Genomic DNA, 2,291 nt, shown 5'->3' with positions numbered 1-2,291 from the left:
GTTGGTAGAAACCGTCTATAATTCCTCATATGGGGATATGTTATCAGCATCTTTAATTGCAGAAGATAGAAAAAGTAAATGCCATATTTCAAATACTTTATAAAAAACCAGCAAATAGAGGAGTTAGTATCTCTGATAATCCAATATATATTGCAATTCCACCAACTGTTTTGGAGAAGAGCCTGTTTTTTCGACAAAAAACAATATATCGTATTAAAATAAATCATCTATTATTTGTTTTAACTTTTTTGATCTTTCCGGGTCTAAGTGACCAAGGGGTCGTCTTGGTTCTCCAACATCTCTGCCTCTTAATCTCAGAGATTCTTTAAAAAATTCCAAGAAATGAGGTCGAGGAGGAGTTTCCTTCGTTTTTTCATATAATAAGAAATCTACTAAAGGCCTTATTTTTGTAGCTAATTTTTTGGCTTTATCAAAATTTTTCTCATTTACAGAGGCTTGATACATTTTGACACAAAGACCTGGACAAACATTTGGAAGGCCAGATAACCAGCCGTCCGCTCCATTGCAAAAAGCTTCATAGGCAGCATAATCATGACCATAAAGTACTTTCAATTGATCACCACATTGATTTTTAAGTTCGAAAACTCTATTTGGGTCTCCATGTGCTGCTTTGACAGCTGAAACTATGTTATCATTAACTAATTCTTGCATTTCAAAATGATCGAATTCATAGCCCGTAAACCAAGGATTATTATAAACCATTATGGGTATATCTATCTGTTCAGATAAAATTCTATAATGATTTTTTACAGATTCTTTATATGGTTCCATATAGTACGGAAGAATAACCATTACTCCATCAGCACCCACTGATTCAGCGTATTTACTTAATTCTATTGTCAGTTTGGTAGAATACCTACCAGTCCCAGGATATACGGGAATTTGACCGTCCACTTCATCTACGACTGTTTTTATTACTTCCTTTTGTGTTTTCATTGACATGGAAATATTTTCGCCTGTACTCCCACAAGGCGCTAAACCATGAACTCCTTTTTCAATTAACCATTTGACATGTTCTCTCGTTCTTTTTTCATCAAATTCCTCTTCCTCATCCCAAATTGTTATCATTGCAGGCACAATACCTTCAAAATTATTCATTTTTTTTCACCTCTTTTGTTATTATATATATTATGGACCTTTAAAGAATGTTTCTTTACTTTTTCAACATGAGATTTCATTTCGTGTTTTGCTTTTTCTAAATCTTTTTCTTTAAATGTTTTTATAATTTTTTGGTGAGCTTTGATTGATTCTAAAATTGATTTTGGAATAACCAAACCTGCCATTTTGAGGTAGAAAAGCTTATCTCGTATCGCATTATAAGAAGTGATTAGATATTTATTCTGCGTAATCTCAAAGATTGTATTATGAAAACGCTCATCTTCAGATACAAATTCTTCATACTTTTCTTCTTCATATAATTTTAAACACTTATTATTTATAGACTCTAAAGCTTTAATATTTTCATCATTAATTTTTGAGAATGAAAGTTCAATAGCTAATTTTTCTAAAGCTTTTCGGACTTGATAAATATGCTTTATATCCTTTTGGTTAAGTTCTATAACATAAGTTCCACTTTGTGGTTTAACTTCTACCAGGCCATCCATAGATAACATATTTACAGCTTCTCTAACGGGAGTTTTACTGACTTCTAATTCCTCAGCAATTTTATCTAATTGTATTTTTGTTCCAGGTTGAATATTCATATTTACAATATCTTTTTTTAAAATTTGATAAACTTTTTCAGTAAGGTTTTTATATTTCATTGGCACCTCCTCATTTATTAAATTAATATATCAATTCTGTAATTAATATATCAATTCTGTAATTAATATATCAAAAAATATAATAAATTTCAAACTATTAGAATGTCCAATTTGACAAAAGATATCATAAAGTGTAAATATGGGGGATAAAAACTGCCCTTGTAAATATTCCAATATTTTTAAAATTAGGTTAGCAAAATAAGTTTTTGGCTTTTTTAACTTCAAATATCATTTTTGTTACTAACATAAAATTTAAAACTTCTCAATTACGACATCTGTTCTTTCCCAGGCACAAATATCCTGCTGCTTAATCTATCTACATGATTTCCCAATAATATAATATTAATTAATATTCAAAAAAATAAGCCTTAAATTACAAGTGGTGGAGGATAAAATTCTCCGATTTTTTAATTCCCCCAAAATTTCTCCGTTCAATTTTCGTGTATAATACCCGAATATACTTGATTTTTGTCTTCGAGTAGGATACCCTTAATATAGCAGTGAATA

General features: G+C 30.0%; 2 protein-coding genes. Both read right to left on the bottom strand.

What is annotated here, in order from left to right; translation table 11 throughout:
• Positions 1-213 precede the first annotated feature (213 nt).
• Positions 214-1,119, bottom strand: a complete 906-nt coding sequence (locus tag BLT15_RS12955; protein WP_089762495.1) for a dihydrodipicolinate synthase family protein — start codon at positions 1,117-1,119, stop codon at positions 214-216.
• Entirely contained in the window at positions 1,116-1,784 is a 669-nt protein-coding gene (locus BLT15_RS12950; protein ID WP_089762494.1) for a GntR family transcriptional regulator, read from the bottom strand. Before BLT15_RS12950 ends, BLT15_RS12955 begins: the two co-directional genes overlap by 4 nt.
• Between the last annotated feature and the right edge of the window lie 507 nt (positions 1,785-2,291).

Source organism: Halarsenatibacter silvermanii (assembly GCF_900103135.1).
Lineage (GTDB): Bacteria > Bacillota > Halanaerobiia > Halanaerobiales > Halarsenatibacteraceae > Halarsenatibacter > Halarsenatibacter silvermanii.
The sequence above is the reverse complement of the archived record's forward strand: the minus strand, read 5'-3'. Positions and strand labels throughout refer to the sequence as shown.